Origin of the sequence: uncultured Maricaulis sp. (assembly GCF_905480005.1) — a bacterium.
Lineage (GTDB): Bacteria > Pseudomonadota > Alphaproteobacteria > Caulobacterales > Maricaulaceae > Maricaulis.
Map to the genome: position 1 here is coordinate 1 of NZ_CAJQOO010000177.1, position 7,368 is coordinate 7,368.

Consider the following 7,368-nt stretch of genomic DNA (forward strand, 5'->3'; position numbering starts at 1 on the left):
TCGACATCCCGTTCGCGGAGTTTTCCCGGGCTGTCTCCACCCCGATTCCAATGCGTCAGGTAGATGGGGTCGGTCGTTTAGTGCCCCGCGACCTGGTCGCACGCCCTGCCGGAACTTCGGGATGTCACTCCCGAGGCGCGGACAGGCTCCGCTCGCTTCCGGGCACAAGTGACTGAGCTCGTGCCTCCCGTCCCGAAAACCGAGGGTATTATGTGTCGGCGGGTAAGGGGGGAGGATAAGTCTTGTTGATTTTTCTAGCAGAGCTCACTTTCCCTCTCCCCCGGGAGAGGGTCAGGGTGAGGGGTAAATCCCGGTGATCGCGGGCGTTTCTCCCCTCATCCGGCCTCCGGCCACGGTCTCCGAAGGGAGACGGACAGGGGTGCGCAACGGGGATAAGTTGCGTCTCCCGGACCGGGGAGACGCAAAATTGGCACCAGAACAGGGTCTTTCCCGGACAAGCGACTGCGCCCCAAGAGGCGGAAGGGGGGCAACGCGTCAGCGGTCCTGCATCAAGCGGCCATCACTCAAAGGCAGCTGATACCGGCCAGTCTTCGCTTTCCGTCCGCCACAGGATCGAGGCAATTTTCCAGTCGCCGTCGATCTTGAACAGGGTGATGTAGTTGACGCCGATCAGGAAAACCTCGCCGGTCACGCCATTGACGCCCTCATAGGCTGAGCGCGCATAGGCAATCTCGCCCCACAGGTCGATCTCGGTGCGCGTTGCGCGTTCGGTGAAACCATTCTCCACCAGCCACGGGCCGGAGCGTTCGATATAGTCATCCAGCGTGATGACGCGGCCGGCACCATTGCCCTCGGGGCCTGCGGCGACGGCGCCCATCGCGGCACCCTCCATGAACATCTCGCGCATGGCGTCGAAATCGCGGGCTTCTCCGACCGGTCCGGAAATCACGGCGTAGAGACCGTCAATGGCGGTCTGGATGTCGGCTGTGTCGTCAGCCGCGGCCGGCGCGGCGATCACCGCAGACGTGGCCAGTGCGGCAAGAAGGGTGGTTTTCATGGCTTTCCCCAGCAAGTTGAGCGGGAAGTCTCGCCAGCCGGGCCGATAAAGGCAAATTACTGATCGGCCATCTGGGTGCAGGTGAAGCCGCGACGTTCGGCCTCGGCGGTGTCGAGGTCGGTAGTGGCATCGATCACCCGGCGAAAGAGGATGAGGCCGGTTGTAGTCGGTGCATTGACCTGTCGGTCGGCCCCGTCGCGCAGATCCGGGACGGTCAGCCACTCCGTTCCCTGCGCCAGCATCAAACTGGTGCTGGCGGCATCGACATCGCGATCACTCTCCACCGCGAAGTTATTGGTATTGGCGTCGTAGAAGCTGATCGACGCGTAATTGCCGTCGGCAGGCCAGGTCGCATCGATACGAACAGGGCCGTCGGCGAGGTCGAAGAGGCAAACCGAATAGAGGATGTCGGGACTGGAGCGCACAATGGTCTGGTTTTCCGCGGTGACCCGCGGGGCATGACGCACGGCGCCGGCCGCGGCACCCATCGTCTCGATCCGGTCCATGGCGCGGCCCATGATAAGGCCGGGCAGGCGGTCCAGACTAATGGCGGCGCCGATCGCCAGGCCGAGGATGAAGGGCAGGAAGGGCAGGGCTGCGGACGGCTTCATGTGTCGCCCTCGCAGCTCAGGCGCTCGATACGCGGCAGGGCAAGATCGTCCAGCGCCTCCAGCACGATCGGGTCGGGGTGGTAGAGGCGGAGTGTCAACGAGAACAGGCCGGCATTTTCGGTGGCGATGGCGCCAGGCGTGGTCTGTCCGACCGATATGGTGATGTGGCCGTCCGAACTTGTTGCCGCTGACGTGCTGGTCGCGGCGTGGCGGTCGAGCCCGTTGCGCGGCAGGAAGCTGTCTTCATCATAAATGGTGATCGACCACCAGCGCGCCGGCGGCGACTCGCCCACAATCTCGTAGGCGCAGCGTTCGCTCAGATTGTGACCTGAACTGTCGCGGGTGGCGGTGAAATAGACCGTCTCCTCGCGGGTCAGTGCCAGCAAGCCTCGCCGGGCGACCAGGCTTCGAATGAGCGGGTTGGCGTCGCTGGAGCCAATATTCGGGTTGGTAATCCAGGGGCCATTGCTGACGCCGCCAATCTCGATCGGGCTGAAGACGAGAATCGCCGCCAGCGCCGTGCCGGTGGCAAGACCGACAATGAAAGTGAGGACATGGCGCAACATCATGCTGGCAGATTATCCGGTTTCCGGCCTGAGGCTAATCGAAAAAGCGTCAACCGGTCTTGGTCTGCATGATCGTCAATTCCTGCAACATGCCCTGGATCTGGCGCAATTTCGGGCGGCCGTCCGCGGCCTGGGCCTCGCTCAAACCGACCGCCGATTTCAGATGCCGCAGGGCCCGCGCCTGGGCATCGGCGGAACACTTGCCGATCGGAAGGGCGCCACCCGTAGCGAGACGCAGCAATCCGGTCGCCTTGTCCAGAGCCGGTCGGTCGCCGCCTTCGACCATGTTCAGAACCTTGCTGTCATCAACGACTTTCATGCCCATGGCGTCAAAACCGGCAGCGAGCTCGAGCTTGTCGCGTTCGGGATACCCACCTTTCAGGACCTTGGCCTGTTGAGCGGTCAACTTGGCCAGACGTTCCAGCGGCTTGGCATCGCCTCGAACATACCAGGCATCGGCCTGGTTGGAGCCGAGCGTTGAGCGGATATAGCCGGCCAGCTTCTGCTTGTTGCTCTCGCCGACGAGGTTTTCCTCGAGGGCGATCAGACGGTCGAGATCCTCGTCCGCCCCGCGCGAATGGCGTAGCAGCTCGTCGATGATTTCCGGCTGGAGGAGGCGGGCCGAGCGTGAGCCGAAGGCCTTGATCAGGGCATCCGCGGGCAGGGTGCTGTCGGCGCAGATGACCAGCCGGCTGGCCAGGTCCCGGGCGAGGCGTACCTCATCGCGGACGCTGCTGGGGCGCAGGCGCTTGGGGCGTTCCAGGTCTTTCAGGATGCAGCCTGCTATGGTCGCGCGGCAGGCTGGAAATTCCTTGCCGTGAATTTTCCGCGCCAGACGTTTCGCCGCGCTGGGGGCCAGATTCAGGGCGTCGGCGGAATGGTCGCCATCAAACAGGCAGGAGAGGCGTTCGAGCGTTTCGCCCAGATCCTTGCATTTGCCGAGCAGGGCATCGCGTCCGGCGTCAAAGGCGATTACCTCGGCGATATAGTGGTCCACCTCGTCGAGTGCGAAGCTGCGGGCACTGTCTTCGGCCGGCATGCTGTCAGCCATGTCCAGCAGGACCTCCAGCTTGTCGCCGAACTTTTTTTCATGGCGCAGGCGGTCTGCCATGGCCGCGCGCAGGGTATAGGCCCGGGGGTCGCGCTTGTGGATGTCGCCGGCAATGTCCGCGAAATTGGCTTTCGCCGGATAGTCCGGCAGGCGCTGGTCGCGACCATCCTTGTAGATGCGCGCCAGTGATTTCTGGACCAGCTCGTTGAGCTGTTTGACATAGCCGTGCACGCCGGCATCGCTGTCACTGGCCGAGGCAATGGCCACTTTCTGGACCGCGTGCTGGAGTTCGGTGCCCGAGGCTTCGAGACTTTCCACAAGGTCCGGACGGTGCAGCAATTCCATCGGGATGGCCTGCATGCGCTCAAGCCAGCCGGTCAGGACCCGGCGGATCGTGTCGCGGGCGTGCGGCTTGGACAAATCATCCGGGGTCAGACAGGGCAGATGCGCTTCGCCGGTCTTTTCGACCTCCGCCCCCATCGTCTCGGCGCCGCCCTCGAAGACAGCCACGGAACGGAATTTGCGATGGTCCGACTTGAAGGTCTCCTTGGTCACGCGGACCGAGGAATCCTTGTTCTTGGCGATCATCGCCGTGGCCAGCTTGATAGCCTTGTCACGGTCCTCCAGCGCCTCGCTGAGGGTCCAGCCCGCCTTGCGGTTCTTCTTGAAAAAGATTTCGTAATGGACGTCGCCGGACATGCACCATCTCCCCTGGAGCCTTATTGATGGCACAAAGAGGCTTAAAACCGGGTGAACCATGCTCCTGATTCATCAAGGGAGCTTGGCGTGTCGGCCCGGCCGCGGCTATGGTCCCGATACGCGGATCAATTTGCGCCCCGATTGACGGGGTCAGCGCGCGGAGATGGCATGGCGACGATTGCACTCGTGGATGATGATGAAAACATCATCACATCGGTTTCGATCTTTCTCGAAGGCGAAGGATATCATGTGCGGACCTATAATGACGGGGCCTCCGCACTGACCGCCCTGACCGAGGATCCGCCGGACCTCGGCATTTTCGATATCAAGATGCCGCGCATGGACGGGCTGGAATTGCTGCGCCGCCTGCGCCAGTCCTCGAATCTTCCGGTCATCTTCCTGACCTCCAAGGATGACGAGTTCGACGAGGCGCTCGGTCTCAATCTCGGTGCCGATGACTATATCGCCAAACCTTTCTCCCAGCGTCTGCTGGGTGAGCGGGTGAAAGCCGTCCTGCGGCGTGCACGCCTGTCCGGCGACCCGGTTGGAACGGTCGGTCTCGAGCCGGGCGACAGCAAGCCGCTCGAGCGTGGAAGCCTGCTCCTCGACCCGAACCGCCATGCCTGTTCCTGGAAGGGCGAGCCGGTTCGTCTGACGGTCACCGAATTTCTCATTCTCCAGGCCCTCCCCACGCGTCCGGGCTATGTGAAGAGCCGTGATAATCTCATGGACGCGGCCTATGACGATCAGGTCTATGTCGATGACCGGACGATCGACAGCCATATCAAGCGCATCCGCAAGAAATTCCGGGAATCCGACAAGAGTTTCGACGCGATCGAGACGCTCTACGGTGTGGGTTACCGCTATAAAGAAGACTGATACCAGCTCCGCGACGTCGGGCCTGCGGCGAGCCGGGGCGCTGCTTCGCAGCCTCGCGCCGCGGCCGTCTTCGCGGCTGGCTCAACTTATCCTGATGGCGAATTTTGTCGCTCTCGGCGTTCTTGTCGTGGGCATGCTGGCCTTGACCGAGACCCGTCGCGGTCTCGTCAATGCCAAGCTGGATTCCCTGCGTGCCCAGGGCGAGCTGATCGCCAATGTTCTCGCCGAAGGCGCTTCCGATGGCGCGCCGGCGCCGGCGCTGCGCAATGAAGATGCCCGTGCCATCCTGCGCCAGCTCTACGTGCCCGAGGAATCCCGCGTCATTGTTTTCGACAAGGGCGCCGCGATTGTCGCCGACAGCCACCTCCTCGCCGATGTCTTCGAGACCACCCAATTGCCGCCTCCCGGTGCGCCGCGTCCACCGATAGCCGAGAGCGCCCGCTCTTTGCCGGTGCAAATTCTCGACGCGCTGGCCAATCTTCTGCGGTCCTCCGAAGAACGCGAGGCGATGGGGCGAAACCTGCGTGACGAAGTGCGTCAGGTCATCAATGGTGAAGCGGTTGCCGGGGTGCGGCGCGAGACCGATGGTCGCCGTGTTGTGTCGGTCTCCCTGCCGATCCAGCCGGTCCGGGCCATCGTCGGCGTGGTAACGATCGAATCCTATGATCTGGACACATTGATCGAGGCCGAACGCCGCGCTCTCCTGCCCTTCATGATTATCGCCGCCCTCGTGACGGCGATGTCCTCACTGGCCCTGACCGTCTTCATCGCCCGCCCGATCCGACGCCTGGCGCGGTCGGCGCGCGAAGCCAGGCGCGCCGGCGGACGGCGCGTCACCATGCCGGATCTGCGCAGCCGCAATGACGAGATCGGCGAGCTCGGCGTCGCCCTCTCCGACATGACGGAGGCGCTCTATGACCGGCTCGACGCGATCGAAAGTTTCGCTGCCGATGTTGCCCATGAGCTCAAGAACCCGCTGACCTCGATCCGCTCGGCGGTCGAAGTCCTGCCCAAGGCGAAGGATGCGGAGCGACGCGACCGCCTGCTGGCCGTGATCGTGGCTGATGTCGGACGCCTGGATCGTCTCATCACCGACATTTCCCGCGCCTCCCGCGTTGATGCCGAGCTGGCGCGCGAGGATGTCAGCCGTTTCGACCTCGCCACCCTGCTCGCAGAGCTCGCCGAATCCTACAATGAGGCGGGCAGCCTTCCGGCCAGTATCCGGCTGGACCAGCAGGTCCGGTCGGCATTGGTGATTGGACGCGGTGATCCGCTGGGGCAGGTGTTCCGAAACCTGCTCGACAATGCGCTGACCTTCTCGCCGGAAGAGGGAGAGATCCTGGTCTCGTTGCGGCGTGGCCAGATGGAAGGGCGGACCAGTCTGAAGATCCATGTCGATGACCAGGGCCCCGGTATACCGGAGGACAATCTGGAAGCCGTGTTCGACCGTTTCTATACGGAGCGCCCGAAAGGGGCAGCATTCGGCACCCATTCCGGTCTCGGTCTCGCCATCTCGCGTCAGATCGTCAAGGCGCATGGCGGCACGATCATTGCCCGAAACCGTCGCAATCAGGATGGCGATGTGGTCGGTGCGCGCTTCACCGTCGAACTGCCAGCCGCAGATGCCGTCGACTGACAAATTGCCGGTTCGATTGCAAAAAGACGCTTCCCCCCCAACTCAAGCCGCGTTTAGATGCTTTCATGATCGGAGTCGTCGTAGTCAGCCATGGCCGTTTGGCCGATGAATTTGTCGCTGCCACGGAACACGTGGTGGGGCCGATGGATGCGTTCCTGGCCGTGTGCATCGGGCCGGATGATGACATGGAAAAGCGCCGCGGCGACATCAAGCAGGCCATTGAGGATGCGGATCGCGGCGAAGGCGTTCTGATTCTCACCGACATGTTTGGCGGGACCCCGTCAAATCTGGCGATTTCCTTGCTCGAGCCGGGCAAGGTTGAGGTCATTGCCGGCGTCAACCTGCCCATGTTGATCAAACTGGCTGAAGCCCGCTCCCGGGCCGACCTGGACAGTCTTTCGCGCATGGGTGAGGACGCGGGCAAGCGCTATATTGCGATCGCCTCGAATGTTCTTGAAGGTGCTGGCAAGTGACGCAAATTGCGCGCGAAGTCACCATCTGCAATGCGCGTGGGCTGCATGCCCGTGCCGCCGCGAAATTCGTGGAAATGGCCCAGGGTTTCGATGCCACCATTCATGTCTCGCGCGATGGCGAGACCGTGAATGCGGATTCGATCATGGAGTTGCTGATGCTGGCTGCGGCGAAGGGCTCGGTGATCGGAATAGTCTCGGAAGGCCCGGATGCCGAGACGGCGGCCGACAGTCTCTGCGAACTGGTCGAGGCCGGGTTCCACGAAGACGCCTGACCGCATTTCAGGACCCGGATACAAGAAAGCCCGCCAAATGGCGGGCTTTCTGTTTGGTGGATCCGGTCAGTCCTGGCCGACCGGCGTGCGGTCGACATCAATGTCCGGCGCGCCAGGCGCATAGTCGGCCTTGCCTTCCGAACTCATCATCGGGTCCGCAGCT

8 protein-coding genes are annotated in these 7,368 nt (G+C 62.9%); 4 read left to right on the top strand and 4 right to left on the bottom strand.

What is annotated here, in order from left to right:
* Window positions 1-520 precede the first annotated feature (520 nt).
* Genes QZ266_RS14520 through QZ266_RS14535 form a run of 4 tightly spaced genes read right to left on the bottom strand, consistent with a single transcriptional unit; the run spans window position 521 to window position 3,945 of the window.
* On the bottom strand, window positions 521-1,018 hold the full coding sequence (locus QZ266_RS14520) for a hypothetical protein (protein WP_295696387.1): 498 nt from the start codon (window positions 1,016-1,018) through the stop codon (window positions 521-523).
* Window positions 1,019-1,074: 56 nt separating this feature from the next.
* Window positions 1,075-1,629: a DUF1254 domain-containing protein gene (locus QZ266_RS14525; RefSeq protein WP_295696388.1), complete on the bottom strand. Its 555-nt coding sequence runs from the start codon at window positions 1,627-1,629 to the stop codon at window positions 1,075-1,077.
* A complete protein-coding gene (locus QZ266_RS14530) occupies window positions 1,626-2,198 on the bottom strand; it encodes a DUF1214 domain-containing protein (RefSeq protein WP_295696390.1) in 573 nt (190 codons plus the stop codon). The genes QZ266_RS14525 and QZ266_RS14530 overlap by 4 nt, the downstream gene beginning before the upstream one ends.
* A gap of 46 nt (window positions 2,199-2,244) precedes the next feature.
* Entirely contained in the window at window positions 2,245-3,945 is a 1,701-nt protein-coding gene (locus QZ266_RS14535; protein ID WP_295696392.1) for a hypothetical protein, read from the bottom strand.
* Between the two features lie 168 nt (window positions 3,946-4,113).
* Here QZ266_RS14535 and QZ266_RS14540 point away from each other — a divergent pair, with 168 nt between their 5' ends.
* The 4 genes from QZ266_RS14540 (at window position 4,114) to QZ266_RS14555 (ending at window position 7,205) form a co-directional block, all read left to right on the top strand.
* Entirely contained in the window at window positions 4,114-4,824 is a 711-nt protein-coding gene (locus QZ266_RS14540) for a response regulator transcription factor (protein WP_295696394.1), read from the top strand.
* Window positions 4,796-6,460: a stimulus-sensing domain-containing protein gene (locus tag QZ266_RS14545; RefSeq protein WP_295696396.1), complete on the top strand. Its 1,665-nt coding sequence runs from the start codon at window positions 4,796-4,798 to the stop codon at window positions 6,458-6,460. Before QZ266_RS14540 ends, QZ266_RS14545 begins: the two co-directional genes overlap by 29 nt.
* 65 nt (window positions 6,461-6,525) lie before the next feature.
* On the top strand, window positions 6,526-6,933 hold the full coding sequence (locus tag QZ266_RS14550) for a PTS sugar transporter subunit IIA (RefSeq protein ID WP_295696398.1): 408 nt from the start codon (window positions 6,526-6,528) through the stop codon (window positions 6,931-6,933).
* Window positions 6,930-7,205, top strand: coding sequence for an HPr family phosphocarrier protein (locus QZ266_RS14555; RefSeq protein WP_295696400.1), 276 nt, complete (start codon window positions 6,930-6,932; stop codon window positions 7,203-7,205). Before QZ266_RS14550 ends, QZ266_RS14555 begins: the two co-directional genes overlap by 4 nt.
* Window positions 7,206-7,368 lie beyond the last annotated feature (163 nt).